Annotated in this window: 27 protein-coding genes and 3 pseudogenes; 19 read left to right on the top strand and 11 right to left on the bottom strand. The window is 69.1% G+C overall.

Going from position 1 to position 26,481, the window contains the following annotated elements; genetic code table 11:
- Positions 1 to 38 precede the first annotated feature (38 nt).
- Positions 39 to 1,115 (bottom strand): aminotransferase class I/II-fold pyridoxal phosphate-dependent enzyme, encoded by a 1,077-nt coding sequence (locus AAF143_RS18425; RefSeq protein WP_414027570.1) that lies wholly within the window; start codon positions 1,113 to 1,115, stop codon positions 39 to 41.
- A 190-nt stretch (positions 1,116 to 1,305) separates the two neighbouring features.
- Positions 1,306 to 1,680 carry a hypothetical protein gene (locus AAF143_RS18420; protein ID WP_414027569.1) on the bottom strand — a complete coding sequence of 125 codons (375 nt, stop codon included), beginning with the start codon at positions 1,678 to 1,680 and terminating at the stop codon, positions 1,306 to 1,308.
- Between the two features lie 187 nt (positions 1,681 to 1,867).
- Here AAF143_RS18420 and AAF143_RS18415 point away from each other — a divergent pair, with 187 nt between their 5' ends.
- Together AAF143_RS18415 and AAF143_RS18410 are read left to right on the top strand one after the other, a co-directional pair.
- Entirely contained in the window at positions 1,868 to 2,338 is a 471-nt protein-coding gene (locus tag AAF143_RS18415; RefSeq protein ID WP_261358860.1) for a tryptophan-rich sensory protein, read from the top strand.
- Positions 2,339 to 2,361: 23 nt separating this feature from the next.
- Entirely contained in the window at positions 2,362 to 2,607 is a 246-nt protein-coding gene (locus AAF143_RS18410; RefSeq protein WP_255007278.1) for a Nif11-like leader peptide family RiPP precursor, read from the top strand.
- Between the two features lie 87 nt (positions 2,608 to 2,694).
- Here the strand turns inward: AAF143_RS18410 and AAF143_RS18405 are convergent, their stop codons facing one another.
- Complete coding sequence (locus AAF143_RS18405; RefSeq protein ID WP_414027568.1) at positions 2,695 to 3,159, bottom strand: TM2 domain-containing protein; 465 nt, start codon at positions 3,157 to 3,159, stop codon at positions 2,695 to 2,697.
- A 191-nt stretch (positions 3,160 to 3,350) separates the two neighbouring features.
- On the opposite strand from AAF143_RS18405, the gene AAF143_RS18400 reads away from it, so the two are divergent.
- Positions 3,351 to 3,749 carry a hypothetical protein gene (locus AAF143_RS18400; protein ID WP_414027567.1) on the top strand — a complete coding sequence of 133 codons (399 nt, stop codon included), beginning with the start codon at positions 3,351 to 3,353 and terminating at the stop codon, positions 3,747 to 3,749.
- Positions 3,750 to 3,794: 45 nt separating this feature from the next.
- Here AAF143_RS18400 and AAF143_RS18395 read toward each other — a convergent pair whose 3' ends face one another.
- Entirely contained in the window at positions 3,795 to 4,244 is a 450-nt protein-coding gene (locus tag AAF143_RS18395; RefSeq protein ID WP_255007275.1) for a DUF393 domain-containing protein, read from the bottom strand.
- Positions 4,245 to 4,342: 98 nt separating this feature from the next.
- Here AAF143_RS18395 and AAF143_RS18390 point away from each other — a divergent pair, with 98 nt between their 5' ends.
- Entirely contained in the window at positions 4,343 to 5,998 is a 1,656-nt protein-coding gene (locus AAF143_RS18390) for an FAD-binding domain-containing protein (protein ID WP_414027566.1), read from the top strand.
- Here the strand turns inward: AAF143_RS18390 and AAF143_RS18385 are convergent.
- Positions 5,958 to 6,430: pseudogene (locus AAF143_RS18385) on the bottom strand (FAD-binding domain-containing protein). The gene AAF143_RS18390 and the pseudogene AAF143_RS18385 sit on opposite strands and share 41 nt — an antisense overlap.
- 940 nt (positions 6,431 to 7,370) lie before the next feature.
- Between AAF143_RS18385 and AAF143_RS18380 the strand changes: the two are divergent.
- The 5 genes and pseudogenes from AAF143_RS18380 to AAF143_RS18360 all read left to right on the top strand — a co-directional run bounded on the left by AAF143_RS18380 (position 7,371) and on the right by AAF143_RS18360 (position 10,168).
- Positions 7,371 to 8,039: an NAD(P)H-dependent oxidoreductase gene (locus AAF143_RS18380; protein ID WP_255007270.1), complete on the top strand. Its 669-nt coding sequence runs from the start codon at positions 7,371 to 7,373 to the stop codon at positions 8,037 to 8,039.
- 9 nt (positions 8,040 to 8,048) lie between these two features.
- Positions 8,049 to 8,710: pseudogene (locus AAF143_RS18375) on the top strand (ParB-like protein).
- Between the two features lie 299 nt (positions 8,711 to 9,009).
- Positions 9,010 to 9,390 (top strand): hypothetical protein, encoded by a 381-nt coding sequence (locus AAF143_RS18370; RefSeq protein WP_414027565.1) that lies wholly within the window; start codon positions 9,010 to 9,012, stop codon positions 9,388 to 9,390.
- Positions 9,366 to 9,722: a hypothetical protein gene (locus tag AAF143_RS18365; RefSeq protein ID WP_414027564.1), complete on the top strand. Its 357-nt coding sequence runs from the start codon at positions 9,366 to 9,368 to the stop codon at positions 9,720 to 9,722. Before AAF143_RS18370 ends, AAF143_RS18365 begins: the two co-directional genes overlap by 25 nt.
- A 12-nt stretch (positions 9,723 to 9,734) precedes the next feature.
- Positions 9,735 to 10,168: pseudogene (locus tag AAF143_RS18360) on the top strand (YccF domain-containing protein).
- Here the strand turns inward: AAF143_RS18360 and AAF143_RS18355 are convergent.
- Together AAF143_RS18355 and AAF143_RS18350 are read right to left on the bottom strand one after the other, a co-directional pair.
- Complete coding sequence (locus AAF143_RS18355) at positions 10,154 to 11,794, bottom strand: CPBP family intramembrane glutamate endopeptidase (protein WP_414027563.1); 1,641 nt, start codon at positions 11,792 to 11,794, stop codon at positions 10,154 to 10,156. The pseudogene AAF143_RS18360 and the gene AAF143_RS18355 sit on opposite strands and share 15 nt — an antisense overlap.
- Before the next feature lie 801 nt (positions 11,795 to 12,595).
- The gene (locus AAF143_RS18350) at positions 12,596 to 13,495 is read right to left on the bottom strand and encodes an aspartyl protease family protein (RefSeq protein ID WP_255007259.1); all 900 of its coding nucleotides are present in this window, start codon (positions 13,493 to 13,495) and stop codon (positions 12,596 to 12,598) included.
- Positions 13,496 to 13,658: 163 nt separating this feature from the next.
- Here AAF143_RS18350 and AAF143_RS18345 point away from each other — a divergent pair, with 163 nt between their 5' ends.
- The 7 genes from AAF143_RS18345 (at position 13,659) to AAF143_RS18315 (ending at position 20,921) form a co-directional block, all read left to right on the top strand.
- Positions 13,659 to 14,225, top strand: a complete 567-nt coding sequence (locus AAF143_RS18345) for a hypothetical protein (RefSeq protein WP_255007257.1) — start codon at positions 13,659 to 13,661, stop codon at positions 14,223 to 14,225.
- 141 nt (positions 14,226 to 14,366) lie between these two features.
- Positions 14,367 to 14,807, top strand: a complete 441-nt coding sequence (locus AAF143_RS18340; protein WP_255007255.1) for a hypothetical protein — start codon at positions 14,367 to 14,369, stop codon at positions 14,805 to 14,807.
- A 58-nt stretch (positions 14,808 to 14,865) separates the two neighbouring features.
- The gene (locus AAF143_RS18335; protein ID WP_255007253.1) at positions 14,866 to 16,611 is read left to right on the top strand and encodes a ShlB/FhaC/HecB family hemolysin secretion/activation protein; all 1,746 of its coding nucleotides are present in this window, start codon (positions 14,866 to 14,868) and stop codon (positions 16,609 to 16,611) included.
- A 126-nt stretch (positions 16,612 to 16,737) separates the two neighbouring features.
- The gene (locus AAF143_RS18330) at positions 16,738 to 17,538 is read left to right on the top strand and encodes a filamentous hemagglutinin N-terminal domain-containing protein (RefSeq protein ID WP_414027562.1); all 801 of its coding nucleotides are present in this window, start codon (positions 16,738 to 16,740) and stop codon (positions 17,536 to 17,538) included.
- Complete coding sequence (locus tag AAF143_RS18325) at positions 17,535 to 17,909, top strand: hypothetical protein (protein WP_414027561.1); 375 nt, start codon at positions 17,535 to 17,537, stop codon at positions 17,907 to 17,909. Before AAF143_RS18330 ends, AAF143_RS18325 begins: the two co-directional genes overlap by 4 nt.
- 1,255 nt (positions 17,910 to 19,164) lie before the next feature.
- Positions 19,165 to 19,470: a putative Ig domain-containing protein gene (locus tag AAF143_RS18320; protein WP_414027560.1), complete on the top strand. Its 306-nt coding sequence runs from the start codon at positions 19,165 to 19,167 to the stop codon at positions 19,468 to 19,470.
- 239 nt (positions 19,471 to 19,709) lie between these two features.
- Positions 19,710 to 20,921, top strand: a complete 1,212-nt coding sequence (locus tag AAF143_RS18315; RefSeq protein ID WP_414027572.1) for an MBL fold metallo-hydrolase — start codon at positions 19,710 to 19,712, stop codon at positions 20,919 to 20,921.
- Here the strand turns inward: AAF143_RS18315 and AAF143_RS18310 are convergent.
- Complete coding sequence (locus AAF143_RS18310; RefSeq protein ID WP_255007248.1) at positions 20,821 to 21,909, bottom strand: PstS family phosphate ABC transporter substrate-binding protein; 1,089 nt, start codon at positions 21,907 to 21,909, stop codon at positions 20,821 to 20,823. The genes AAF143_RS18315 and AAF143_RS18310 overlap by 101 nt on opposite strands.
- Before the next feature lie 198 nt (positions 21,910 to 22,107).
- Complete coding sequence (locus AAF143_RS18305; protein ID WP_255007246.1) at positions 22,108 to 22,440, bottom strand: ArsR/SmtB family transcription factor; 333 nt, start codon at positions 22,438 to 22,440, stop codon at positions 22,108 to 22,110.
- Between the two features lie 84 nt (positions 22,441 to 22,524).
- Between AAF143_RS18305 and AAF143_RS18300 the strand changes: the two genes are divergently transcribed.
- The 3 genes from AAF143_RS18300 to AAF143_RS18290 are packed head-to-tail and all read left to right on the top strand — an operon-like array spanning position 22,525 to position 25,047.
- Positions 22,525 to 23,565 carry an ArsJ-associated glyceraldehyde-3-phosphate dehydrogenase gene (locus AAF143_RS18300; protein ID WP_255007244.1) on the top strand — a complete coding sequence of 347 codons (1,041 nt, stop codon included), beginning with the start codon at positions 22,525 to 22,527 and terminating at the stop codon, positions 23,563 to 23,565.
- Positions 23,562 to 24,833, top strand: a complete 1,272-nt coding sequence (gene arsJ / locus AAF143_RS18295) for an organoarsenical effux MFS transporter ArsJ (protein WP_255007242.1) — start codon at positions 23,562 to 23,564, stop codon at positions 24,831 to 24,833. Before AAF143_RS18300 ends, arsJ begins: the two co-directional genes overlap by 4 nt.
- On the top strand, positions 24,826 to 25,047 hold the full coding sequence (locus AAF143_RS18290) for a hypothetical protein (protein ID WP_255007241.1): 222 nt from the start codon (positions 24,826 to 24,828) through the stop codon (positions 25,045 to 25,047). The genes arsJ and AAF143_RS18290 overlap by 8 nt, the downstream gene beginning before the upstream one ends.
- On the opposite strand, the gene AAF143_RS18285 is transcribed toward AAF143_RS18290, so the two are convergent.
- Both AAF143_RS18285 and AAF143_RS18280 read right to left on the bottom strand, forming a co-directional pair.
- Positions 25,030 to 25,230 (bottom strand): Nif11-like leader peptide family natural product precursor, encoded by a 201-nt coding sequence (locus tag AAF143_RS18285; protein WP_255007239.1) that lies wholly within the window; start codon positions 25,228 to 25,230, stop codon positions 25,030 to 25,032. The genes AAF143_RS18290 and AAF143_RS18285 overlap by 18 nt on opposite strands.
- Entirely contained in the window at positions 25,161 to 26,462 is a 1,302-nt protein-coding gene (locus AAF143_RS18280; RefSeq protein WP_414027559.1) for a fatty acid desaturase, read from the bottom strand. The genes AAF143_RS18285 and AAF143_RS18280 overlap by 70 nt, the downstream gene beginning before the upstream one ends.
- Positions 26,463 to 26,481: the final 19 nt, after the last annotated feature.

Genomic DNA, 26,481 nt, shown 5'->3' with positions numbered 1-26,481 from the left:
AATTTCCGTATCAACCATAACAATCCTGTCCAGGGGTCTTAATTCGAAGACACGCCCGCCAGGTGGTGAAGACCGCCCACCAGCCGCTCCAGGGCCTCCTCCAGCTCCGCCCCCTCCAGCACCCCGTAGCTGAGCCGCAGGGCACAGCCCGTGAGCCCGAAGCTGCTGCCACTCACCAGCGCCACCCGGTGCTCGCGCACCAGCCGCTCCATCACCACGTCCGCTGTCAGGGGAGTGTCGAGCTCCAGCAGGGCATAGAAGGCACCCTCGGGCCGCACCAGCAGGCGCCAAGGAGCACCGGGCACGTCGAGGGCCGCCAGCACCCGCTGCCGCCGCTCCTCCAACGCCTCGATGCGTGGCCGGCACCAGGCGGAGCCCGCCTCCAGCGCCGCCAGGGCGGCCACCTGGGTGAGCCGGGGCGGGCTGATCAGCACGGTGTCTTGGATCTTGGCCAGATCCGCCAGCAGCGGCCGGGGCACCAGCGCATGGCCCAGGCGCCAACCGGCCATGCCATAGGCCTTCGAGAACGAGCGCAGGGTGACCGTGTGCTCGCCGCTGCCGGGGGCACGGCCGGGACTCCAGTGGACGGCGCCCCCATAGGTGAACAGGTGGTAGGCCTCATCGTGCAGGTGCACCAGGCCGCGGCTGGCGCAGAGATGGTTGATCGCCTCCAGCACCGGCCGCGGCACCACCGCGCCGCTGGGGTTGTTGGGGGAAACGGTGACGATCGCCCGGGTGCGCGGGCTGATCTGCGCCGCCAGCCGCTCGGGATCCAGCTCAGCGCCCGGGACGCTCACAGACACCGGCACGCCCCCCGCCAGGCGCACCGCCATCTCATGGTTGAAGTACCAGGGCACGGGCAGCAACACTTCGTCGCCCGGGTCCAGCAGCACCTGCATCAGGGCGTTGAAGGCCATGTTGCTGCCGGCGGTCACCAGCAGTTCGCTCGCCTCCAGATCAAAGCCGTCCTCCTCCCGCAGCTGGCGGCCGAGCCGACCCAGCAAAGCTGCGTCGCCCGCCACGGGCCCGTAGCCATCAAGAGCTGGATCGGGGAGCTCCCTGGAGGCCTCATCAGGGCCGGAGCCCGCCAGCGCCGCCGCCACCGCCTGGCGCACCTGGGGGGCGGGCCCCAGCTCACCATCCCCTGCCCCAGCGACAACGTGCCGGGGGTGGCTCGGATCAGCGCCCCCAGCACAGGAATCACGGGGCTCTGCACCGCAGCCATCCGCCGGGCCGGAGAGACGCTCATGGCTGAAGAAGGGCGACTCGGAGGCTCACAGCTGGTCGGGTCCCGGCGCGGTGGGCTCAGGCCCCGGGCGGGGCGGCACCGGACGGGGGAGGGGGCCGGCCGGCCGGCGACCTGGCGCTGGGGGTGCGCAGGCCCGGTGGGATCTCACCGCCAAGCCCCAGCCCATCGAAGCTGCCTCCAGGGGGCAGGCTCTGCAGCCGTTGCACCTGATCGGCCAGCTGCTGCTGCGCTCGGGCCAGATCCGCCACCCTGCCCTGGTCGTCCTCCAGCCCATGCACCCGCTCCACCGTGGCGCGCAGTTGCTGCTCGAGGGCGTTGGTGCGCTCCAGGGCGCGGGCGTTCTCAAGGACCTGGAGGCGTTGCTCCAGCTGCCGCAGGCTCTGGTTCTGCTCCTGCAGCCGCTGGATCGCCACCACGAACAGCACCGCCAAGGTCGCCGTCAGCCCTGCCCCGATCCATTGGATCCAGGTGATGGCGCGCCCTTGATCGGATCGCTGGGGAGGGGAGGGGTCATGGAGTGCGCACCGCAGCGACCGACTGAATGACCAACTTGGCCACCCACGATGCTCCAACGGCTGCCAACAGCTGATAGACAAGCGGAGATCGAGTGTCTTCACCATGCCCGCCTGGATCGTCCTTCTCGTGGCGCTGGGGACCATTTACCTGGTGATCCAGCCCAGCTCCCAGGCCTATGAGCGCTACCTGGAGCTGCATCGGCCCCGCTGGTTCAACTTCGAGAGCAAAGTCACCTGGATCTGGCTTGGGCTCTACATCTGCTTCTACTTTTCCGCCCGACTTGCGCTGGAATCGCGCGGGTCCTGGACTCTCTTCTTCAGCTACCTGGCCCTGGTGGTGCTGGCCCAAGGCGTCAATTGGCTGGTCTGCACAACCCGTTCACCGCGCAATGGGGTGGTTCTGGGGGCCGTGGCCTGGCTCTGGGCGTTGATCTTGCTGAGCGCCGTGGCACCGGTGTCGGCCGCCGCCGCAGGACTCCTGGTTCCTTACCTGCTCTGGGGACCGGTGGCCATCATTGGCCTGCTTCAGATCAGCAAGTTGAACCCCGCCATTCGCCGATCCCGTCAAGACTGAACCCACCTCATCTCTTCACCCCCTTGAGCCTCACCGATCTCGACGCCTTTCTGGAGCACGCCCGCCGCACTCCGGTGCTGGAGAGCCAGCTGAAGGGCCCCCTGGAGCTGGAGGCTCTCCTGGAGCTGGCCGCATCCGAGGGTTACGCCCTCAGTGAAGCCGACGTACTGGCCGCCCTGGAGCGGGAGGAATCTCAGCTGAGTGACGAGGAGCTGCAGCAGCGCGCCGGCGTCGATGCCCGCAAGCTGCGCTCGTTCATTCCTTCCTGAGCCGGGGCCCGGAACCACCCCGGCCGGGTCACGGCTGGGGCCGCCCTTGGCGCTCAAGGCTCCCGGTAAATGATCCGGCCGCGCTCGTCATTGCCCACATCGAGCAGATGGGCGAACAGCAAGCGCTCGATTTCCTGGCGCACCGGCTCGATCGGCACCGGCTCCTGGTGCTCCAGGTCCAGCAGGGCGTCGTTGAGGGTGGAAGCCCGCCTCGCCCCGAAGCCGGGCCAGCTCCAGCAATTGGCGGTCCAGGGGCAAGGCCGTCGGCCCCTCGATGCGGTTGGCGCTGCGCACCAGCCTGGGCACCAGAAACAGATCCACCAGCTGGCCGAGACCGCAGCCGCCGAAGGTGAGCAGCAGCAGGGCACCGCTGAACGGGCGGCGGGTGTAGAAGCGCTGGATCCCACAGAGGCCCACGAAGGCCAGGGCCCAGAGCAGGTAGGTGGCCGTGAGGCTGCGCCGCTCCTGAAGCTGCAGCACCAGGGGAGCGCGCCTGTCCGTGGCCCCGAAACGGCCCGACAGGATCCGGCGCAGGCGGTAGCGAAGAGCCAAGGGGTTTCGGGGCCATCGGGCCAACGCTGATCCTCGCAACCCCGCAGCGCGCTGGGGCGGATCGGATGGGAAGGGAATCCGTGCAGGCGAGATCCACCCGGGGGCGCCCGCTGTTTGTAACATCATGTAAATGATCAGGTCGTGGGGCACAGCCATGCCAGCGATGCCTGCTCTGATCTCGACGAATTGATTTGAGCAGCTCCGCCGCAACGGGTTCCGGCCCCAGCACCCTCACCCGCTTCGGAGGATCGCCGCACCACAGCTGGTTCGTTGTGCTGCTCGCCGCCCTGCTTGCGCTGCTGCTCGAGCTGGCCTTCGCCACCCCAGCCTTCGCCCTTGCCCCTGAGCGTTACCTCTGTGACGGCGACCCCCTGCAGGCCCAGGTGGAGAACGGTGCGGTCGATGCCTTGAATCTGCCCAACACCGCCGCGGGCACCGTGCCCGGTGCGGTGGTGCTGCTGCGCTGGCGGGAACAGGTGCTGCAATTGCCCCGCACCAACAACGCCGGCGCCCCCAGCTACAGCGACGGCCAGTGGTGGTGGAGCGTGGAGGACCCCGAGCACCCGCGCTTCCTGCAGAGCCGGGGGTGATCAGCAGCTTCGCCTGTCAGCGCCAGGACAGCGGGGCCTGAGCGCTCAGGCTTGCCGGGCCGGCTGATCGGGATCCACCGGCAGCCCCCTGGCGGCCAGGGCCCAGCGGCGGGCGAGCAGCAGCAGGGGATAGAGCGCTTCGGCCCGTTCAGGGTCCGCCAGCAAGGGCCCCAGCAGCCGCAGCAGCGGCGCACTGGGCCTCATCCGAGCGCAGAGCCACTGGATCGCCTCCGCCCCGTGGAGCAGCCGCTCCCCATCGATCAGCACCGCCCCACGGCTGAGGTCGAAGCCGCGCTGGCGCAGCTCCCGGCGCAGCGCCTGGTCGCTGCGACCATCGCGGATCACCAGGCCGGGCAGACCACCGCGCAGCTCGCTGAGCAGGGCGAAGTGACGGCAGAAGGGACAACCCCCATCGAACACCAACTGCGGCGCCGGGGAGTCCTGGGCTCCAGGGGCCGCCAGGGACTCCAACCCTGGGGAACGTGAGCGGACCATGGCCAGGGCAGGGGGAAGCTGATCCCTCCATCCTGGCCAGGGGCGCGGCTCGAGCGTTGCGTCGCGCCGGGTCCTCGGTCATCACTAGCTTGCCGGCCATGGCAGCCCAGGTGGTCTGGTTCAAGCGGGATCTGCGGATCCACGACCACGCACCGCTGAGGGAGGCGGCGCGCAACGGCCCGGTCTTGCCGCTGTATGTGGCTGAGCCCGGCCTCTGGTCCCAGCCGGATGCCTCCGGCCGCCAATGGGCCTTCTGCGCCGAGAGTCTCCTGGATCTGCGCGAGCAGTTGGCGGGCCTTGGCTTGCCCCTGGTGGTGCGGGTCGGCGAGGTGCTGGACGTGCTGGAGGCGTTGCAGCGCCAGGGACTGGTGGCGGGCCTGTGGAGTCACCAGGAGACCGGCAACGGCTGGAGCTATGGGCGTGACCGCCAGGTGGCCGCCTGGGCGCGTTCACGCGGCCTGCCCTGGCGCCAGTGGCCCTCTGGCGGCGTGGTGCGGGGGCTGCGGGAGCGCAATGGCTGGGCCCGGCGCTGGGAGGAGCGCATGGCCCAGCCGCTGCTCCAACCACCTGTGACGCTGGTGCCGGAAGGCTCTGGGCTGGAGCCCGGCCCCCTGCCCGGCGCCGACGACCTGGGGCTGGCGTGCGATCCCTGCCCGGATCGCCAGCGGGGCGGCCGCCGCGAGGGCCTGCTGACGCTGAACAGCTTTTTGAGCGAGCGCGGCGGGGCCTACCACCGCCAGCTCTCCAGCCCGCTGACCGCCTTCGAGGCCTGTTCGCGCCTCTCGCCTCACCTGGCGTTCGGCACCCTCTCCCTGCGGGAGGTGGTGCAGGCCTGCCGCTCCAGGCGACGGGCGCTGGGGACGGCCACGGGCGCCGAGGTCAGCTCCTGGCGGCGGGCGCTGCGGGCCTTCGAGGAACGCCTGCACTGGCACTGCCACTTCATCCAGAAGCTCGAAAGCCAGCCGGATCTGGAAGCCAGCGAGGCCCACCCCGTCTATGCCGGCCTGCGCCGCACCGATCCGGCCCGGCTGGCGGCCTGGGCCGAAGGCCGCACCGGCCTGCCCTTCGTGGATGCCTGCATGCGTGCCCTGATCGCCGGGGGCTGGATCAACTTCCGCATGCGGGCGATGCTGATGGCGGTGGCCAGCTACCACCTCTGGATCGACTGGCGCGACAGCGGTGCGGTGCTGGCGCGGCTGTTCGTCGACTACGAACCCGGCATCCACTGGAACCAGTGCCAGATGCAGGCGGGCACCACGGGCATCAACACCGTGCGCATCTACAACCCGATCAAACAGGGCCGCGACCACGATCCTGAGGGCCAGTTCATCCGCCGCTGGCTGCCGGAGCTCTCCGCCGTGCCCGCCGTGCATCTCCACGAACCCTGGACCATGGACGCGGCCACCCAGGAGCGGGCCGGCTGCCGGCTGGGGGTGGATTACCCCTGCCGATCGTGGATCCGATCGAGGCGGCCCGGCAGGCGCGGGAGCGGGTCTGGGGCCTGCGCCAGGGAACGGCGTTCCGCGCCATCGCCGGCGCCATCCATGAACGCCACGGCTCCCGGCGCGGGGGCCGCCGCCGCCGTGAGGCCGGGCGAGCTGGCTCCGGGCGGCCTCGCCAGAAGACCAAGGGGCAGCCGCATCCAGGCCAGCTCAGCCTCGATCTGGGCGGTGCCCCAGAGATGCCAGGCGAGGATCCAGGCAACGCTGCGTCTTAATTACGACCCCCGAGCAGACGACCAGTGGCGCAGGTAGCTCCCTCGGGGTCGTAGCGCTGGAGCTGACGTTCGAGATCAAAGCGTCGCGGCCCGGCGCCGAAACTCCGTGGATCGGCGCCCACCCCAGCCAGGTAGGACCAGTTGCCGATGTTCGAGCTGGGGCAGCTGTCGATCAGTTGCCAGGCGAACCAACGGGCCCCCAGAGCCAGGGCAGGCGCAGGCGGTGGACGAAATCGGAGGCCACCCATTGGCGCACCCGGTTGGAGAGCCAGCCCGTTGCCTTGAGCTCGGTCAGGGCGGCATCGATCAGGGGCGATCCCGTGTCGGCGCGGGTCCAGCGGGCGAAGCGCTCCCGGTCGTCGTCGTAGCTAAAGGCACGGCCCTGGGTGCCGCCCAGGCTGGCGAAGCGCTCAGGGTCGCGCCGCTCCGTCCAGAGGAAAAACTCACGCCAGAGCAGTTCCTGAAGCATCCACTCCGAACCCCGATCGCTGCCCTGGCGCGCCTCATAGGAGCGCACCTCGGCCCAGATCCGTCGCACCGAAAGGGCCCCGATCGCCAGCCAGGGGGAGAACTTCGAGGAGCCCTCGGTGCCGAGGACCGCATCACGCGTGTCGCGGTACTGGCGCAACCCCTCGCTGCGGTGGACGTAGTGCTCCAGCCGCGCCAGGGCGCTGGTCTCATCACCTCGAAACGGGAAGGCGCTGCGCGGATCGACGCCAGCCTCCTGGCTCCTGCGCGGATCACGGTGCTGACCGGGAAGCCAACCTTCCGGCCAGGCTTCGTGCCGCAGCAGGTCAGGGTCCCCCAGGCCGCCCAGATCGGGCGCCGGCAGGGCCGCCTCCGGCTCGATCGCCAGACCCCGCCGGAAATCGGAAAACACCCGGGGGAAGATCTCCCGGCCATAGGGCCAGTCGTCGAAGAGCTGGTTGCTGCCGCAGCGCTCCACCGCCACGAGCGGTCCGTGGCGGGCGATCACGCCCAGGGTCTGCTCCAGGTCGGCACCAACGGGACACAGCAGGGGGATCCCGACAGCGGCCAACCGCTCGGCCAGAGCCGCGAGCGCCTGCTCCAGCAGACGCCGCTGGTGCGGGCCCCGCAGGCGCCCATCGGCGTCCCCGCTCTGCAGCACCACCAGCCGTCCGCCGGGGGCGGCTTGGGCGCGGAGCACGGCCCGGTGCAGGGCGCTCTGGTCATCCAGGCGCCACTGCCCCCCAGATCGAGCACCACCGTGAAGCGATTCATCCCACCACCCCGCGGCCCCGACCCTGGCATGGGCGCAGAGCGGTCCGTGGGCGCGGCCTTTGGCGTCTGGGTGCCGCCGCTGCGCGCGCCAGGGGGAGGCAGGGATGCAGCGAAATCGGAACCGCTCCGCTTAGGTTCCGCCCATCGCTTTTCCGCCCGCCTGCGCCATGACCCTCACCACCGCCCCGAGCCTCAGCAGCGGCAGCTTGCTGGAGGTGTTGCGCCACCGCTACGCCACCAAGGTCTTCGATCCCAGCCGCCGCATCGACGCCGAAACCTGGGCCGCCCTGGAGCAGGCCCTGGTGCTCACCCCCTCCTCCTACGGCCTGCAGCCCTGGAAGTTCCTGGTGATCACCAACCCTGAGCTGCGCGCTGAACTGCGTCCCCATTCCTGGAACCAATCCCAGATCACCGACGCCTCGCACCTGGTGGTGTTCCTGGCCCAGCGCACGATCGAAGCGGCCGACGTGGAGCGGCTGATCAGCGCCACCAGCGCCGCCCGGGGCGTGCCGGTCGAATCGCTTGGTTTCTACCGCGACCTGATCCTCAAAGACCTGATCAATGGCCCGCGCAGCGCCGTGATCAACCACTGGGCGATCAACCAGGTGTACATCGCCCTGGGCAACTTCCTCACCTGCGCCGCCCTGCTGGGGGTCGACACGACGCCGATCGAAGGTTTCTCGCCAGCCGAGTACGACCGGATCCTGGGGCTGGAGGGCACGCCTTATCACTCCGCCGTGGTGGCGGTCGCGGGTTATCGCAGCGGTGACGACAAGTACGCCACCCTGGCGAAAGTGCGCTATTCAGCTAATGAGCTGATTCAGCACCTCGGCTGACGCCCCTTGATGGCCCTGCGCCTCCCGCCCTACGACCCCCTGCCGCCCCCGCCGCCCCGCACCGACGCCCTGGTGGAGGTAGCGCTGGCGGATCTCCAACCCACCCAGCTCTGTGTGGGTCTGGCGGAGGTCACCAGCCGGCGTGAGGACTTCCGAGCTGAAAACCGCGATCAACGCCGGGGTTACCTCAGGGAAAAACCCGTGCCCCTGGTGCGCAGCGGCAACGGTGAGCTGTGGATGGTGGACCGCCACCATCGCCTCCGGGCCCTGATCGAGCTCGATCCGGCCGCCAGCACCTTTGGCTACGTGGTGCTGCAGCTCCAGCAGAGCAGCCGCGCCGAGGTGCTTGAGGCCCTGCACCAGCGCGGCTGGCTCTACCTGTTCGATGGCCGCGGTCGCGGGCCCCTGGCGCCGGCCGTGCTGCCGAGCCGGCTGGAGGCGCTGGAGGATGACCCTTACCGCAGCCTGGTCTGGAAGCTCAAGCGCGAGGGGGTGATCGCCCCGGCCCCACTGATTCCGTTCCATGAGTTCCGCTGGGGGGCCTGGCTGCGCAGCCGGCGCCTGCCCCCTTCAGCTCCGAGCGCCTCGAACCGGCCCTGCCGGCGGCTCGGGCCCTGGCGCGTTCCGTCTCAGCGGCCCAGCTGGCCGGATGGAAGGGGGCTGGGGTCTGAGGGCAGCGGCGAGCGGGACGGCAGCGCCGCCAGGACCGCCGACAGGCCCACCAGGGCCAGAAGCCAGCCCCAGAGGGGCACCCGTTGGGGAAGCCGCAGCCCCAGACGCTGGAGCCGACCCTGACCCCGGCCCCGTTGCGCCGCCCTGGCGGCGGACTCCCCAGCGGGGTGCCGCAGCGGCCGCAGACCATGCGACCGGCCAGGCTGCGATCCCGCCGAACCGACCAACTACCGCACTTGGGGCAAGACACGCGACCGTCTGCTTGAACTCCGCCAGTCTGAGCGCTTGCCATGCTGGGGTGACGGTGTCGCCCGGAGCGCCACGGCCATGGACTCCTCCATGGAACGACCCTGGAGACAACCTCCAGCCCACTGGCACGATCGGGCCGAGGCGGGCCGGGCCCTGGCGGCGCAGCTGGGGCAGTGGCACCAGCACCCCACCGCCGTGGTGCTCGCCCTGCCCAGGGGGCGTGGCGGTGGCGGCGGAGCTGGCCCGGTCGCTGGCCTTACCCCTGGAGACCTGGGCGGTGCGCAAGATCGGCCATCCCCTCAACCCCGAGGTCGCCATCGGCGCGGTGGCCCCCGGTGGGGTGGTGCTCTGGGACGCGGGCGCCCGGGCGCAGCTGGACCTCTCCCCCAGCAGGAGCGAACGCTGGTGGCGGAGCAACAGAGGGAGCTGATGCGGCGCCAGCGGGTGTTCGGGGATCCTGCGGCAGCGTCCCTGCACAACCGTTGCCTGATCGTCGTCGACGATGGGGTGGCGACGGGGATGAGCGCGCGGGCGGCGCTGCAATCCCTGGCCGGGCTGGGGCCGGAGCGGCTGATCCTGGCGGTGCCGGTGATCGATGCGGCGGTGCTGCCGCTGCTGGAGCCCCTCGTCGACGAGATCGTGGCCCTGGCCGTCGTACGGGAACTGCGCTCGGTGGGGGAGCACTTCAGGGAGTTCGAGCAGCTCAGCGACCGCGACGTGCGAGACCTGCTGGCGAGCGCAGGCAGACTTCAGACACCCTGAGGCGCCACACCCATGATCCGCTGGTTGCTCAACCTGATCTGGTTCGTGCTCGGAGGGCTGGTGATGGGCCTGGGCTGGTGGCTAGCCGGGTTGGTGGCGGCGCTCACGATCGTTGGGCTCCCCTGGGCCCGGGCCTGCTTCGTGATCGGGAACTTCTCGTTTTTCCCTTCGGCAAGGAGGCCGTCAGCCGCCTGGAGCTGACCGGCCGGCGCGATCTGGGCACGGGCCCGCTGGGGTTCATCGGCAACGTGATCTGGTTCCTGGTGGCGGGGATGTGGCTGGCGATCGGTCACCTCAGCTCGGCCCTGGCCTGTTTCGTGACGATCATCGGCATCCCCTTCGGCTGGCAGCATCTGAAGCTGGCGGTGATCGCCCTGGCCCCGATCGGCGTCACCGTGGTGCCCGTAGGCGCCGGTGGCCCTGCAGGGGCCCTAACCAGACCGTGACCGCCAGCCAGTGGATGACCAGCGGCGGCCACAGGGAGCCGCTGAGGTTGTAGGCCACGAGGCAGGCCAGGCCCAGCAGGCTGCACTGCACCAGGAAGCGCGGGTCATGGAACACCCCCTTGGCCTCGGGGTACCAGGTGCGCTCCGCCAGGGGTGATAGATCACGAACAGCCCCAGGCTGAGGGCGCCCCAGGCGATCGTGCCGGGGAGGCCTTCCCCCTCCAGCGGGTGGGGCAGCAGGGCCACACGAAACAACAACTCCTCCAGCAGCGCGGGCATCAGCAACCAACCCAGGGCATGGCGCAGCAACAGTCCCGGCGGCCCCCACAAAACTTGCTCGCGCAGGAAACCGGAGCGATGCCCCAGCGTGAGGGCCACCAGGGCATAGGGCACCAGGATCGCCAGGGTCAGCGCCACGGTTCGCCCACCGGTGGGCATGAACAGGGCATCGGCGATCCGGCGCAGCAGGGAGGCCAGGGGCGGGAGTTGACCCAACACTCCGGTGGGGGCCAGCGGGGCGAGACGATCGTCGCCGCCGGGGATCAAGTTGGTGCGCAGCACGTGCAGCTGGGCGCCGTGGCCCAGAAACACCCGGGCCAGATCGTCGTGGCCGCGGCGGGGCAGGACCGTGCGCCAGCTCAGCAGGGTGTCGCGCAGGCCGGTGTTGCGACGGAAGCTGGCACCCTCGTCGATCCCTTCGGACGCCTGATCCACCAGGGTCCCGTTGCGTCGCCAGTCGGCGCGCATCTGGCCGAAGGGCGTGAGCAGGTCATCGAGGGAGCGGGTGAGCCGATCGAGGGAGGCAAGCCGCTCAGACTCCATGGTGGAACCGGGGCCTGAACCGCTTCCTGAACGGGGGAGCGAGGCCAGCCGCTGGCGCAGGCGCTCCACGGCGATCGCCAGGGCCTGGCTGGAATCCTGCACGCAGGAGATCGCCGCACCCACCCCGTTGAAGCCGGTGCCGTCGCCACTGCGGTAGCGCGCCATCAGCACTTCAGCCTGCAGTTGCAGTTCCCGCAGCAATGACAACCGCTGGGGGTCAGCGCTGCCCTCAGGGCCGGCCGGTTCATCGAACAGGTCGAGTTTGACCACCAGATCGGAGAACGGGCGAGTGCCCAGCCAGCCCCGGCGCAGGTCACCGGCATAGGCGCTCCAGTCCTGGGTGCCGGCCACGATCCCATCGGGATTGTTGGCATAGATCTGGTGGTAGCGCAGGGCGAACTGAAGTTCAGCCGTGAACGGGTCGCGCACCACCTCCGCCTCACCGAAGGCGAAGTGGCCGGTGACGGTGAAGAACGGCACGGGCTCCGCCTGGCGGCCACCGATGCCCCCGAAGGTATGGATCACCAGGCCGCGGTCCCCCAGGCTCCAGGGAACCGGAGCCGCCAGGGCGAGCTCCACCCGCGAGAAGCGTCCCCGTTGCAGGCTGGCGGGGCCCCAGTTGCCGCGCAGCAGGTAACGCCAGAGCGTCGAGCGGCCCTGGAGCAGCTGGTCGGCCTTGAGTTGGAACAGGGCCCGGGGGCGCAGGGACTGGACGGTGAACAGCCCGGTGACATCGGGGGCTCCGTAGAGGTACCAGCCCTGATAGCCGATCGGGTTGCTCGCAAGACCGCGGGGACTGGACATCCAGCGGCCGTAGCGGTTGGGGGGCTGCTGGGGGAGGCGCACGGTCGTGATCGGACCGCTGAACGCCCCCCTCGCTGTCGTAGTGCTGCACCCGGAAGCGATCGGAGCTGACACCACCGGCCGACGCTGGCGTCGGGCCCAGGATCCGCACCAGCGCCACCCAGCGGCCGGTGGTCTGAATCGGCGGCCGGCCGACGCGAAGGCTCGGGGCGCCCGTAGCTGCAGCCACCAGGGCCACATCCCGCAGTTCCACGGTCACGTCATCGCGGGGGCGGGCCCCGGCCAGGGACTGCAGCGGCCCCACCCGCCGGCGCCCATCGAGGCGAGTGGGCACCACGTTGCCATCGACGATCGCCGCGCGGGCGGCGTCATCCAGGCGGATGTCGGTGCTGACCGCGCGCACCAGCTGGCGCAGGCGGGGGTCGTCCTTCCAGCCCAGCCGCAGGCGCTGGCCCCGCAACGGCGCCTGCTCCGCGGGGGTTTGCTCCAGTTCGATCCAGACCCAGTCCTGGCCGAGAGCGGCCGGGGCCTGGACCAGCTCGCGCTCGCTGGGCAGGATCAAGCGCCCGAGCCAGTCGGCATGGGGCCTGTAGAGGGCGGGATCGGGGCGCTGGCCCAGGGGGTAGTGGGCGCTCTGGTTGAACGGGGCGCGCGCGCTCAGGACCTCACTGGAGAGCGGTGAGGGAGCCGTGGGGGTGCCCAGGGGCGAGGCAGCGCCCCCCGACGCCAGGGCTGGGCTGAACAGGCCCGCGAGCGCCAGCACCAGCGCCAGGGACACCGCCAGAAGGGCTGCGAACGGCTTCACCACAGGCTCAGCTGGGGCGGTACCCGATCGAGGCGCCAGAGCTGGCGATGGCTGCGCAGCAACTCCTGGCCGGCGATCGCCTCCACCTGAAGCTCCGCAAAGATCGGATTCGCTGTGACGATCCCCTCAACGCTGGCCTGGGCAGGGGCCGGTCCCAGGCCAAGACCCAAGCCAGCAAAACGCTGACGCCGCACCTGCTGCTCCCCACAGAAACCCACCAGCCGCAGCGGATCCCCCGGCCCGATCGGCCCCAGGCGCCTGGCCAGGGCGGGGCTGAGGAACAGGCCCTCGGCGCCGGTGTCCGCCAGGGCCGCCACCGGACCCAGGGGGCTGCTGAGCTCAATCAGGGGCACCCCCCGGGCCCAGCGCAGGGGCAGGGTGCGGCGCGGGGGCGTGGGGCCGGCCAGGGCCACGGCGCCCTCCCCGAGGCGAAGGCGCTGGCCCACGGGATCAATCCAGACCGGCAGGCGCTTCAGCAGGGGCGCCCCCAGCACCCCATCGACCCCCGGCGGCAGGGCCGCCACCGGCATCACCAGGGCTTCCGCCGAGCGCAGCAGGAGCTGATCGGCACCGCCACCGAGGCGCAGGTCACCCAGGCGCAGGCGACGGGGACGCAGCTGGGCGCAGCCGCTGCCGCCGCCGGCCATGCCGAAGTGGGCGGGGGGCACGGGCTCGGAACGGAGCCCCAGGCGCCGGGCCGCTGCGGGGGTGACCATCGACGAGGAGGCCCCCGTGTCAAGCAACAGCCGCAGGCTGCCTCGATCCGTGCGCAGGTTGAGCACCGGGGTGTCGCCGTCTGCGGCCCGCTCCAGGGGCACGGTGGCGCCACCGCTGGGGACGCCGCCGGCCAGGGGTTCACCCTTGAGCTGCAGCAGGGCGGCGCAGACGGCCAGCATGGGTGGCCGATCCAGACCAGAAACCAAATCGTAGGGCCGTCCTCCGGGTCGTCAGCATGGGGAGATCGATCCCAAGCCGTTGTTGCCCCAACGCCGACGCCATCAAGCTCCATCGCTCCCAGCGGGGCGCGCGGAACCTTGGCGGCGCATCACTCTGGGGGCAATGCTGCTGTTGGTCCTGCTGCCTGGTGACCGGGCCCGGGCGGCGCCAACCACCGAGAGCGAACCGGAGATCTGCGTGATCGCACCGCGGGTGGAGAGCGACGCCGATGGCCGGGTGGGCGGCACCGTGCCGAACGCCAGGCCCACCCTGGTGGTGGCCGAGCCACTGGGCGAGCTGCGCATCGAGCGCGGCGGACAGCGGCCCTGGAGCGCACAGATCCCGGCGAGCCAACGGGCGGGAACAGCGATCCCCTGGCCCCTGGCACCCCTGAAACCAGGGGAGCTGGCGGTGCTGCGCCTGCGCCCGCGCGGAACAGCCGCCGGCCACTTCGCCAGCGTGCGGCTACGGGCGGCGGCGGCACCGGTGCTGCGCTCCAGCGAGCAGCTGGTGGCTCGTCTGGGCCGCGATCCCAGGGCCTGGGAGCGCGCGGTGGAGGGGGCGCTGGCCCGCGGGCAAGTGCCCATGGCCTGGGCCTTGCTGTTCGATCCCCGCGCCCCGGCCTCCCCGCCGCTGCAGGGCTTGCGGGCCGAACTGCTCAGCGGTGGCTGCGGTCCCGGCGGTGGCTGAACTAGTTATGGTTCACGCCCTGGGGGCCGGGATCCGCCTCGGGGGGCTGTGGCCGTGATTGCACTGTTGCTGGCTGCCGCTCTGGCGCAAGGGCCGTTGGCTCCTGGGCCGTTGGCCCCTGGGCCATTGGCCCCTGGGCCATTGGCCCCGAGACGCCTGGACAGCCTGCCGGCGGAGTTGCAACCGCTGGTGAAAGAGCTGCGGCGACGGGGCTTCACCGTGCTGCTGCAGGCGCCGCCGCGGAGCGGCATCTACGGGTTGTTCGAGGCCAAAAGCAAGACGCTTTGGGTGGCGCCGGTGGCGTTCGAGCTGGGCATCGGCCGGCAGACCGTGCTGCACGAGGCGGTGCATGCCGCCCAGAGTTGCCCCCGCGGGGTGTTGAGGCCGATCGGCTGGAAGGTGACCCTGGCGCCGGTGGTGGAGCGGGAGATCAGCGGCATCCTCACCACCCGTTATGGCCACGGGAACCTGGCGGTGGAGCGGGAGGCGTTTGGGCTGCAGGGGCAAGCCGATGCGGTGAGCAAGCTGATCAGCGCCCTGCGGGCGCGCTGCAGGGCGGATCGGCCGATGGCTCACTCCTGACGGACGCACCTGGGGCGACGTTGCCAGCCTTTAATCTGACCGCGGCGCCCGGGAACGATTGACGCTCTTTTCAAAACCGATCACCCATGTGGTGGGCCCCATCGCCGTGCTCTCCTCGGCGCTGCTCGTGGCGCCCGGCTGGGCCCAACCCTCGGGCCGGGTGGAGCGTCGAATCCAGGACGAACAGCGGCGTGACCAGCTGCGCCAGGTTGATCAACAACAGCTCCAACCCCAGCAGCCCCTGATCGAAGGTCTGCCAGGCACCCCTGCAGCCCTCCCCCAAGACTCAGTCCCCTCGGCAGCGCCGCCGATCAAGGGCGTGGAACTGGAAGGCTCGAGCCTCCCAACCCCGGGCTGGTTGAAGCCGCTGCAGGAGCGCTACATCAGCCAGAGCGCCACCCAGGAGGTGCTCGCCAAGCTGCGGGCCGATCTGGAGGCGGCCTACGAGCGGGCCCAGCTGCTGGTCAGCGTGGGCGAGCCGCTGCAGCGCGCCGATGGCGTGGTGGTGGCTCCGGTGGTGGAAGCGCGGCTCGGGGCCGTGCGCATCCCCTCCAACCAGGCCCCGATCTCCTCGAACTGGGCGATCGCCACAGTGCTCGATGCGGTGGGCAAGGGCCAGCCGCTGCGGCTCGACAAGCTGGAGAGTGCTTTGCTCAAGCTGGGCGACCTCGGTGGTGTCCAGGCCAGGGCCGAGCTCCAGCCAGGGGACATAGCCGGGAGCACCGATGTGTTGCTCAACCTGCGGGCCACGCGGCAGGTCCAGGGGGAGCTGAACCTCAACAACCAATCCACGATCGACACCGGGCCGTATCAGGCGCAAGCCACGCTGAACCTCAACGGCCTAGCGGGCCGCGGCGAGGTGCTCAGCCTATTCACATCCTATTCCGGCAATGTGAACTGGTACGGCAGCCGCTATGCCGGCACGAATGTAACTTTGCCCCTCACACCGGGCGGGCTGAATGCCACAGGGTCGGTGAACTGGAGTGATTATCGCCTGCTTAAAGATCAGGCACCTTTCGACTACAAGGGATCCTTCGCCAGCGGTTCGGTGGGGTTGTCTCAGGTGCTGTGGCGGCGCCCCAGACAGAACCTTTCCTGGAATGTCAGCGCTGAAGTCGATCACTTCACCGATGAAGTCCTCGGTTATCAATACTCCAACCGCACCAACTGGGTCGGCCGCTTCACGTTGATGGGCGACAACCAGGACAACCTGTTCGGGCTCGGCATCAACAGCGGACTGCTCACGCTGTCGGTGGGAAATCTGGGCCTGGACGGACCCTTTGAGGCCGAACTCGATGAATTAGGCGCCGCCAAGGCCGGTGCCTGGGGGAAGTTGTTCGGCCTTTATCGGCGTTATCAGATGTTCCGCGATTCGCGCTGGTCGGTCGAACTGTTCAGCCAGGCCCAGGTTGCGTTCAACAACCTCGACACCGTCGAGAAGATGTCCCTTGGTTGGCCCAATGGTGTGCGCGCCTATCCACCGGGTGAGGCCCTCGGAGATTCGGGGCTGTCGGGGCAACTCACCCTTCGCTACCAACTGGCCAGCAATCTGATCGCCAAGGGATTCGTGGATGGGGGCTACATCTGGCGTTGGACGAGTTCGTTTGCCGATGGGGAGCTGCCGGGTCAGCTGGGCCTGTGGGGACCGGGCCTAGGGTTGGAATGGGGCACCCATGGCGATCTGCTCGCCTCGCTGGATGTGGCCTGGCCGCTGGGCAACAACCTCTATTCCCCCACCGGCAACGACGTGGATGGACTCAATGCCAGCGTGCGGGTCTGGGTGTCTCTGAGGAAGTGGTTCTGAGCCCATGACACACCGAAACCAGCCGCATCGAATCTCCCTCTGTGTGCTCGCGGGCCTGAGCCTGGTGCCCTGGCTGCCCCTTCCCAGCCAGGCCCTGCCCGAGTTCAGTGGGGCCGCAGCGCCAATGTGCAGGGCCTCATCCCCGGCGCCAACGGTCAGATCCAGGTGGTCGGCAAAGGCGGCCTGGTGCGTTGGCAGAGTTTCAACGTCAGCCCGGGTGAACTGTTCCAGGTCCAGGGCAGCAGCAACCAGGTGCTGTTGAACTTCGTCCGTGGCACCAGCGGGGCCTCCCTCATCGGCGGCACGGTGCAATCGGGTCCCCGCTTCGTGCTGGTGAATCCGAGTGGAATTCAGGTGGAAGCAAGCGGGCGGATCCTGGCCCCTTCCTCCTGGCTGGTGCCTTTGCGACTCGATCCCAGCACCCTCTGGCGCTTCTCCCAGGCCTATGCCATCCAGCCCACTCGCTTCCGCAATCTCAGCTTCATCCGGGATCAGGCCATCAACCTGCGCGGCACGATCCTCGGCACCCAACGGCCGATCGAAGGGTCCCTCACCCTTCTGCCCGGCAACGTCAGCAACCGGGCTGCGCTGATCCAGAGCGGTCAATCCCTGCTGGCGGCCATCAATGCCACCCGGCTCCCCGCCACCGGGCTCAAGCCACCGGCCCTGATCGCAGGCGGCGCCCGCACACCTGTTGGCAGCCGTCTCCAGAGCCGCGGCGCCGCTCCGCTCGGGAAGCAAGCCCTCTCCAGCGCCACCCCTGGCGTTCGTCCCAGGGTCGGTGACGGCCTCAGCAACAGGAGTGCTGGTGGCAATGGCAATGGCAATGGCAATGGAGGCGGAAATAGCGGCGGTCGCGGCGCCAACGTCGGCGGCGGCGCCAACCTCATCCCTGGCACCGGCGGTCGGGGCAGGTGGTCCCGGTGACGGCAACGGCCCCGGCAATGGCGCCGGGCAAGGGCGACCGGGCGGTGGCGGGAAGCCCGATGGTGGCGGCAAGCCTGACGGAGGCGGCAAGCCAGAGGGTGGCGGTGGTGGCGGAGCCAACCTCGGCGGCGGAGCCAACCTCATCCCTGGCACAGGCGGCGGGGCGGGTGGTCCCGGGGACGGCAGCGGCCCCGGCAATGGCGCCGGGCAAGGGCGACCGGGCGGTGGCGGAGGAAATGGCGGTGGCGGAAATGGAGGTGGCAACGCCGGTGGAGGCAGTGGCGGCGGGAATGGCGGAGGCGGCAGTGGGGGTGGAGGAATCGGGCTCATGCCCACACGGCCTTCCAGGCCTGGTGGCGGTCCTGCTGTGATCCCGCCTGGTGGTGGTGGCGGCGAAATCGGCCTCATGCCCACGCGGCCCTCCAGGCCCGGTGGCGGCCCTGCTGTGATCCCGCCTGGTGGCGGTGGCGGCGAAATCGGGCTCATGCCCACTCGGCCCTCCAGGCCCGGTGGCGGCCCGGCCGTGATCCCGCCAGGTGGCGGTGGTGGAGAAATCGGGCTCATGCCCACCCGACCCTCCAGGCCTGGTGGTGGCCCGGCTGTGATCCCCCTGGTGGCGGTGGCGGAGAAGTGGGACTCATGCCCACGCGGCCCTCCAGGCCCGGTGGTGGCCCGGCCGTGATCCCCCTGGTGGCGGTGGTGGAGAAGTGGGCCTCATGCCTGGGCTTCCATCCAGACCTGGTGGTGGTCCTGCTGTGATCCCCCCGGGTGGCGGTGGCGGAGAAGTCGGACTCATGCCTGGCCTTCCATCCAGACCCGGCGGTGGTCCGGCCGTGATCCCACCTGGTGGCGGCGGCGGCGGAGAAGTGGGCCTCATGCCCGGGCTTCCATCCAGACCCGGTGGCGGACCGGCTGTGATCCCACCTGGTGGCGGCGGCGGAGAAATCGGCCTCATGCCAACTCGGCCTTCCAGACCTGGTGGCGGTCCGGCCGTGATACCGCCCGGTGGCGGCGGTGGAGAAATCGGCCTCATGCCCACACGGCCCTCCAGGCCCGGTGGTGGCCCTGCTGTGATCCCACCGGGTGGCGGCGGTGGAGAAGTCGGGCTCATGCCCACGCGGCCCTCCAGACCTGGTGGCGGCCCGGCGGTGATCCCCCTGGTGGCGGTGGCGGACAAGTCGGACTCATGCCCACCCGGCCCTCAAGGCCCGGTGGCGGCCCGGCCGTGATCCCGCCTGGTGGCGGCGGTGGCGAAATCGGGCTCATGCCCACACGGCCCTCCAGGCCCGGTGGTGGCCCGGCGGTGATCCCACCAGGTGGCGGTGGTGGAGAAATCGGCCTCATGCCCACAAGGCCCTCCAGGCCCGGTGGCGGCCCGGCGGTGATCCCCCTGGTGGCGGCGGTGGCGAAATCGGGCTCATGCCCACAAGGCCCTCCAAGCCCGGTGGTGGCCCGGCTGTGATCCCACCGGGTGGTGGCGGTGGCGAAATCGGCCTCATGCCCACCCGACCTTCCAGGCCCGGTGGCGGCCCGGCCGTGGTCCCACCGGGTGGCGGCGGTGGGGAAGTGGGCCCCATGCCTGGGGCGAAACCCTCCAACTTGGCTGAGGGCTTACGGGCTGGGACGGTGCAGCAAGCACGCAGCGAGGCGATGGCCCTGGCGGCGACGCGGCAGCAGGGCCTGGGCTTCAGCTATCAGGTTCCGCGACAACTTCTGCTGGAGCGCTTCCCCGATGTGGACCTCGGTGGTCCCTCCGAAGCGACTCAGCCCGGAGGCGGGGCCTTGCCCAGCTGGCTCACCTACCAACCCACCAGTCGCACCTTCACAGCCACGAATCCACCGATGGGGGCTTTGCCCTACCGCGTGCAGCTGCAGCTCACCAACAGGAACGGAGCACCGATCCAACTCACGGTCGAGATCGCCCAACCCTGAACCCATCTGGGTTGGCACGAGCCATGGCAAGGCACGTGGCTCTTCACAGCAATGAGGGGCGTCCATCGGCAACCATCGCTGCCGCCTTAGGTCGATCGATCAAAGCCTGCCCCAAAACGTCCTTCAGTTGACGGCTCCCTCTTGGTGTTCGTGCTCAAGACCCACCTGGCTGGGGCCACAGGCCTAAGCTCCCTGGCCCGGGCTGTCAGATCCACCATGGCCGTCGCCCCCCTTTCTCGCTGCGGGCCGCCGCCGGTGGCGGCGAGCTGCTGCTGCGTCAACTCTTCGACGCCGACACCGGCACCTACACCTACCTACTCGCAGACGTGGGGGCACGCGAGGGGGTGCTGATTGATCCGGTGTTCGAACAGCACAGCCGAGATCTGGCCCTGATCGAGGAGCTGGAGATCGATCTGGTCACCTGCCTCGACACCCACGCCCACGCCGACCACATCAGCGGCGCCTGGCTGATGCGGCGGGCCACGGGCTGCGCCATCGGACTATCGGCCAAGGTGCGTGCCAGCAACGTGACCAAGCCCCTGAGCGATGGCGATCGGGTGAACTTCGGCGGCCGCTTTCTGGAGGTGCGCGCCACCCCGGGCCACACCGACGGCTGCCTCACCTATGTGCTCGACAACCAGAGCCTCGCCTTCACCGGTGATGCGCTGCTGATCCGCGGCTGCGGTCGCTGTGATTTCCAGCAGGGCAACCCCCACAACCTCTACCGCTCGATCACCGAGCAGATCCTGTCGCTGCCAGAGGCCTGCCTGCTCTACCCGGGCCACGACTACGCCGGCCGCTGCGTCAGCTCCGTGGCTGAGGAACGGGCCTACAACGCCCGCCTGGGGGGCGGCGCCGATGAGCGCGACTTCGTCGGGTCGATGGAGAACCTGCGTCTCCCCCACCCCCACCGCATCGCCCAGGCCCTGCCGGCGAATCTGCGCTGCGGTGAGCCCCTAGAGCCCGCCAGCGGAGCGGACGACCAGGACTGGGCGCCGATCCGGCGCAGCTACGCCGGGTTGCCGGAACTGATCCCTGAATGGGTGGCCGCCCACCTCAGCGCCCTCAACCTGGTGGACGTGCGCTCGCGGCAGGAATACGACGGCCCCGATGGCCACATTCCCGGCAGCCAGCTGATCCCCCTGCCGGAGTTGGAGGCCCGCAGCCCAGAAATCCCCACCGATCGCCCGACGGTGGTGCTCTGCCATTCCGGCAGCCGCTCGGCCCTGGCCACCCAGCAACTGAGCAAAGCCGGCCTGAGGCAAGTAGCCAACCTGCGCGGCGGTCTGAGCCGTTGGAAAGCGGAGGGCTATCCGGTGGAGAGCGCTGGACCGGAGCCCCCGGTTCGCCTCAGCGGTAAGCAGGTCGCTTGGTTTGAGCAAAACTGCGCCGTATGGCCTCGCCAACCGTCAGGCCGATCGGAAGTTCACCGCCGAAGGATGTGCCGGTGATCTGGCGGTAGAGCTTGGCTTCCACCACCTGATTGGTGCTGCCCGGCAGGGGAATGAACCGTGCCTTCTCGACCAGTTGGGTGTCGTTCACCAACAGGTAACCGATGAAGCGCCGCAGCAGGTCTTGTTCCTTGAGCGCCCGTTCGTTGACGTAGATGAACAGGAGCCTGGAGAGCGGTTCGTAGCTGCCATCGAACACGCTCTCCGCCGAAGGTGCCACCGCCACCTGACCCGCCTGAACCTTCAGAGCCCTTAACCGCTGGGCATGGGCGACGTACCAGCCATAGCCCAGATAACCGAGGGCATGGGGGTCGTTGGCCACACAGTTGACCACCACGTTGTCGTCTTCGCTGGCGGTGTAGTCGCGGCGTGAATCAGTGGCGGAGCCGTTGATCGCCTTGTTGAAGTAGTCGAAGGTGCCTGAATCGCTACCGGGTCCGCAGAGCCGGATCGGCCGTGCGGGCCACTGGGGGTTGACCTGATTCCAACGCATGATGCGGCCCTGGGCGCGTCGCTGCCACAGCCGGGAGAGTTCCTGGGTGGTGATCGCCTGGGCCCAGGTGTTGCGCGGGTTCACCACCACGGTGAGGGCATCGAAGGCGAGGGGCAGCTCGAAGAAGCGCACCCCTTTCCGCTCACAGGCCTTGAGTTCAGTGGAGCTGATCGGCCGCGAGGCATTGGCCATCGGCACCCGACCGGCACAGAGATCACGCAGGCCGCCGCTGGTACCCGATTCCACCAGATCAAAGCGGGACCCCTTGCCGGCCTCCGTGCGCTGGAAGGCAGCGATGGCGGCTTGGATGATCGGGTAGACCGTGCTCGATCCGGTGATGCGCACCGTGGGGGGCGTGGCCTGTTGGCCCCGGGCGGGTTGGGTCTGCGCGAGCGGTGCGAGCAGGGCCAAGACCGTGGCGGCGATCAGGCGCGTGGCAGCAGCGACACGAGCTGAATGGCGGCCGGGTGAGGAGGGGCGACGGAAGCGAAGCATGGGACGGGAGGGCGCCAGCCCGATCACCCTGATTGATCAAATGCGATTGATGGTTTAACGACGGTTTAAGCCTTGATGAACCCTGCCTCAGGCCAAGCGCTGGAGGCGCCGCCGCAGCGTCAGCGAGAGATAAACCAGGCTCACCAGGGCCGGCACCTCGATCAAGGGGCCTCAACTTGGCCAGCACCGGGGGATGGTTCAGCCGCATGGGGGCGCGCTGGCGCCGCAACGGCTGGCCAGATCCGCAAGCCAGGAGCGCAGGGCCTCGATGGCGGCCGGCTCCAGGCGGTAGTAGATCCAGCGGCCCTCCTGGCGGTCAGCCAACAGCCCCGCCTCCTTGAGCACCTTGAGGTGAAAGGAGAGCTTGGACTGGGCCAGATCGAGCTCAGCCGTGAGGTCGCAGACGCACTTCTCGCCATTGGCGAGGGCTTCGATCACGCGCAAACGCAGGGGGTCAGAGAGAGCCTTGAGCAGGGACCGAGCCTGGTTGGACTGGAGCGCAGGGGACCCGGCGGGCAGGGACACCGTCATTCATCAACTCCTCTTGATCAATCAAGCAGATTTGATCTAGGTTACGCCCGCCGACCACAGGCGCTGCTCACCTGCTTCGTTCCCATGCGCCTCGGCATCAACGGTTTCGGCCGCATCGGCCGCCTCGTGTTCCGTGCCCTCTGGGGCAGGCCCGGCATTGCGCTGGTGCATGTCAACGACCCGGCCGGTGATGCCGCCACCGCCGCCCATCTGCTCGAATTCGACTCCGTGCATGGCCGCTGGGATCGGGCAGTGGCCGCTGATCCCACCGTGCCCCAGGGCTTTCAGGTGGACGGAACCACCGTGAGCTACAGCCGCCACAAGGACCCCAGCGCCGTGCCCTGGCTGGATGCCGGGGTGGACCTGGTGCTCGAGTGCAGCGGCAAGTTCAAAACGCCCGAAACCCTCGAGCCCTACTTCAGCGCGGCGGGCCTGAAGCGGGTGATCGTGGCCTGCCCGGTGAAGGGGGTGATCGCCGGCGAGGAGGCACTGAACGTGGTGTTCGGCATCAACCACGCGCTCTACAACCCCAGCCTCCACCGCCTGCTCACCGCCGCCTCCTGCACCACCAACTGCCTGGCACCGGTGGTGAAGGTGGTGCACGAGAGCTTCGGCATTCGCCACGGCTCGATCACCACTCTGCACAACATCACCAATACCCAGGTGGTGATCGACAGCTTCAAATCCGACCTGCGCCGGGCTCGCTCCGCCACCAGCTCATTGATCCCCACCACCACCGGTTCGGCCAAGGCGATCGGCCTGATCTTCCCGGAGCTCCAGGGCAAACTCAACGGCCATGCGGTGCGGGTGCCCATGCTCAATGCCTCGATCACCGATGCGGTGTTCGAGCTGGAGCGCGCGGTGAGCGTTGAGGAGGTGAATGCCGCCTTTGCCGCCGCTGCCGCCGGAGCGCTGCAGGGAATCCTGGGCTGCGAGGAGCGGCCGCTGGTGTCGATCGACTACGTCAACGACCCGCGCAGCGCGATCGTCGATGCCCCCTCGACGCTGGTGACGGGCGGCACCCAGCTCAAGGTCTACACCTGGTACGACAACGAGTGGGGTTACAGCTGCCGCCTGGCCGATCTCGCCTGCCATGTGGCAGCACTTGAAGCTGCCGGGTCATGAAACAGCTCACGGCGCTGGAGCAGTACGCGGTCGTCACCGCCTCCTACTGGGCCTTCACCCTCACCGATGGCGCCCTGCGCATGCTGGTGATCTTCCACTTTCACCAGCTCGGCTACTCCACCCTGGAGATCGCCTTCCTGTTTCTGTTCTACGAGTTCTTCGGCATCGTCACCAACCTCTACGGCGGCTGGCTGGGGGCCCGTTTCGGTCTGCGGCTCACCCTCTGGGCCGGCCTGGTGCTGCAGATCATCGCCCTGCTGATGCTGGTGCCGGTCTCAGCCAGCTGGCCGAAGCTGTTCTCCCTGCTCTATGTGATGGGCGCCCAGGCGATCAGCGGCATCGCCAAGGACCTCAACAAGATGAGCGCCAAGAGCGCCATCAAGACCGTGGTCGCAGGGGAGGTGGTGCCGGAAACCCCAGGCGAACCAAGCCAAGTGGAGCAGCGACTGTTCCGCTGGGTGGCCCTGCTCACCGGCTCCAAGAACGCCCTCAAGGGGGTGGGCTTCTTCCTGGGCGGCGTGCTGCTCACCAGCTTCGGATTCGCCACTTCGGTGGCGGGCATGGCCGGCGGATTGTTCCTGGCCCTGCTCGGCACCCTGGTGCTGCCGGATGAAATCGGCAGAATGAAGCATAAGCCGGCCTTCTCGGCCCTGTTCGCCAAGAGCGCCGGCATCAACATCCTCTCGCTGGCCCGCTTCTTCCTGTTCGGCGCCCGCGACGTGTGGTTCGTGGTGGCCCTGCCGGTGTTCCTCGAGGCCGCCCTGGGCTGGAGATTCTGGGAGGTGGGCGGTTTTATGGGCCTGTGGGTGATCGGCTACGGGATCATCCAGGGTTCCACGCCCGCCCTGCGCCGGGCCTGGGGCAGCGGCGGCCCGCCGGGGCCTTCAGCGGTGCAGTTCTGGAGTGCGGTGCTCACGGCAATACCGGCCCTGATCGCCGTGGCGCTCTGGCGCGAGGTGGCCCAGCCGGGGTTGGCGATTGTGGTGGGGCTCGTGGCCTTTGGGGCGGTGTTCGCGATGAATTCCTCGATCCACAGCTACATGGTGCTGGCCTACACCGACGCCGAATCGGTGAGCCTCAACGTGGGCTTCTATTACATGGCCAATGCCGCGGGCCGTTTGCTGGGCACCCTGCTCTCCGGTGCCCTGTTCCTGGTGGGCGGCCTGCAGGCCTGCCTGTGGTGCTCGGCGCTGCTGGTGGGGCTGTCGTGGCTCACCAGCCTCAGACTGTCCCCAACCCGTTCAATGGTCGCCGCCGCCCATGGCTGAGCCCGCCCCTGATCCCTCATCACCGCCGCCGCGGGCCTCGATCCGCTTCCCGGTGGCCTGGCTGCTGGCTCTGGTGGTGGTGGATGGCACCTTTCTCTGGGCTGCCGAGCGCATCGGTCAGCCCAGCTGGGGCAGCGCGGTGCTGCTGATCGCCGCCGTGATCAACGTGCCCCTGTTCCTCGGGGCGCTGCTGCTGCTACGCGCGAAGTTCTGAGCGCGGCCTGGTCGCCGGCCCCTCGAGGCGGGATTGGATCAGGTCTTCGCGGGTGATTCGGTACCCCAGCCGCCGAGCCGCCAGCACGAGCTCGTGGCTGCTGCGGCAATGCTTCAGGGCCCGGCGCAGGGCGCCATCGGCCTCGGCCTCATCCACCAGCCTTTCCAGTTCGGCGAGCGCCATGACCCTCCTTTGGGGATCAATTCACCTTGCCGTGGCGGCCCCCGTTGGCCAGCCTCTTCACGTCCCTTCACGCCTGAGGCCCCCACCGCCGTGGGGAGCTCAGGAAGGTTGGAGCCCTTGAAACCGAGCGCCGCCTGCTGGCGAACCGCCTCAATCGAGGTGAGGCTGTCGGTGGCTGGATCCCAGAGGATGAACTTGAAGCAGTTCGGGATCTCGGCAAGCCGCAGGGTGTGCACCCCTGTGAGCAGGTGGGCGTTGGCCTGGTGGGCCTCCCGCAGGCGGTAATTGGGGATCCGCGCCGAGAGGTGGTGCATGTTGTGGTAGCCGATGTCGGCGGAGAACCAATTGAGCAGCGCCGGCATCTTCAGGTAGCTGGAGCCTTCAATCGCCCCTTTGAGGTAGCTCCAATCCTCGCTGCGGTGGGCATAGGAGCCCTCGTAGTTGTGCTGCACGAAGAAGATGCAGATGAAGATCGCCGCCGAGCAGGCCATCACGATCGAATAGACGCTCCAGAACAGCCCAAGGCCCAGCCAGTGGCCCATCAGCGCCCAGAGACTGAGCACACAGATGTTGTTGCCCAGCAGATCCCAGAATTCTCCGGTGGTGTACCAGTGGCGGCTGCGGTAGCTCGCGAAGATCGCCGCCACGGTGCTGGAGGGATCTTCCCGGCGGCAATCGAGGCCATGGCGCACCAGCCCCACCAGGCCCAGCACCAAAGCCAGCCGTGGCTTGATGATCAGATAGAAGAATCCCCCGGGAATCAGCATCAGCGGCTGGCGCAGGAAGGCGTAGAACCACTGGCGGCGAGGGCTTAACGCCAGAAACTGGCCTGTGGTGATCAGCGCTGATGGCCCCCGGTAAAGCTCCCAGTTGCCGTTGTGGCGGTGGTGGTAGTCGTGGCCCCGCGACCAGGGGTACTGGGGGATGGCATTGATCACCCCGAGCAGAAATCCCACGGCCCGATTCACCTTCGGCGAGCTGAACAACGAGGCGTGGCCGCAATCATGCATCAATGAAAAGCAGCGCGCTGAAAGCAGCACCATCAGCACCACGATCGGCACCGCCAGCCAGAGGGAGCTGCGCACGGCTGGACCGATCGCCCACCACAGCAAGCCGAAGGGCACCAACGTATTGATCAGCTGCCAGCTGGCCCACCAGTCGTTGCTGGCCATGTAGGGCCTGAGGCTGAAATCAGCCCGGCTGGGGGTGGCCTGAAGGGTATCGGTAGGCATGGGGGGCAATGGGCGCCTC

The organism is Cyanobium sp. ATX-6F1 (assembly GCF_047395825.1).
Taxonomy (GTDB): Bacteria; Cyanobacteriota; Cyanobacteriia; order PCC-6307; family Cyanobiaceae; genus ATX-6F1.
This window is presented reverse-complemented; position numbering and strand designations above follow the sequence as displayed.

Coding starts and splice junctions, on each gene's coding strand:
- AAF143_RS18290 (WP_255007241.1), top strand. CDS start 24,826: ATGGCTGAGCCCGCCCCTGATCCCTCATCACCGCCGCCGCGGGCCTCG.
- AAF143_RS18280 (WP_414027559.1), bottom strand. CDS start 26,462: ATGCCTACCGATACCCTTCAGGCCACCCCCAGCCGGGCTGATTTCAGC.
- AAF143_RS18390 (WP_414027566.1), top strand. CDS start 4,343: ATGGCAGCCCAGGTGGTCTGGTTCAAGCGGGATCTGCGGATCCACGAC.
- AAF143_RS18350 (WP_255007259.1), bottom strand. CDS start 13,495: ATGCTGGCCGTCTGCGCCGCCCTGCTGCAGCTCAAGGGTGAACCCCTG.
- arsJ (WP_255007242.1), top strand. CDS start 23,562: ATGAAACAGCTCACGGCGCTGGAGCAGTACGCGGTCGTCACCGCCTCC.
- AAF143_RS18305 (WP_255007246.1), bottom strand. CDS start 22,440: ATGACGGTGTCCCTGCCCGCCGGGTCCCCTGCGCTCCAGTCCAACCAG.
- AAF143_RS18310 (WP_255007248.1), bottom strand. CDS start 21,909: ATGCTTCGCTTCCGTCGCCCCTCCTCACCCGGCCGCCATTCAGCTCGT.
- AAF143_RS18380 (WP_255007270.1), top strand. CDS start 7,371: ATGACCCTCACCACCGCCCCGAGCCTCAGCAGCGGCAGCTTGCTGGAG.
- AAF143_RS18300 (WP_255007244.1), top strand. CDS start 22,525: ATGCGCCTCGGCATCAACGGTTTCGGCCGCATCGGCCGCCTCGTGTTC.
- AAF143_RS18285 (WP_255007239.1), bottom strand. CDS start 25,230: ATGGCGCTCGCCGAACTGGAAAGGCTGGTGGATGAGGCCGAGGCCGAT.
- AAF143_RS18345 (WP_255007257.1), top strand. CDS start 13,659: ATGCTGCTGTTGGTCCTGCTGCCTGGTGACCGGGCCCGGGCGGCGCCA.
- AAF143_RS18355 (WP_414027563.1), bottom strand. CDS start 11,794: ATGTCCAGTCCCCGCGGTCTTGCGAGCAACCCGATCGGCTATCAGGGC.
- AAF143_RS18395 (WP_255007275.1), bottom strand. CDS start 4,244: ATGGTCCGCTCACGTTCCCCAGGGTTGGAGTCCCTGGCGGCCCCTGGA.
- AAF143_RS18415 (WP_261358860.1), top strand. CDS start 1,868: ATGCCCGCCTGGATCGTCCTTCTCGTGGCGCTGGGGACCATTTACCTG.